The sequence below is a fragment of the Psychromonas arctica genome (assembly GCF_038155225.1).
Taxonomy (GTDB): domain Bacteria; phylum Pseudomonadota; class Gammaproteobacteria; order Enterobacterales; family Psychromonadaceae; genus Psychromonas; species Psychromonas arctica_B.
The window spans coordinates 1-215 of sequence record NZ_JBAKBA010000358.1; the positions used below are offsets into that span (position 1 = coordinate 1).

A 215-nucleotide genomic window follows, 5' to 3' on the forward strand; every position below is an offset into this window, starting at 1 on the left:
GCACTAAAAGCATTTGCTTTTGGTATATCTAAACAGTTATCTGTTTATGTTGGTCTGATCATTACGAACTGTATCGTAATGGGACGTGCTGAAGCATTTGCAATGAAAAACAAACCATTTCCAAGCTTTATGGATGGTATAGGTAATGGATTAGGTTACGGCCTGATACTAGTTTTAGTGGGTGCTGTTCGTGAATTGTTTGGTTCAGGTGCTCT

The 215-nt window shown here is 38.6% G+C and carries 1 protein-coding gene; it reads left to right on the forward strand.

What is annotated here, in order from left to right:
• The coding region (locus V6255_RS18775) for an Rnf-Nqr domain containing protein (RefSeq protein WP_341629461.1) at positions 1–215 on the forward strand (215 nt) is incomplete at both ends.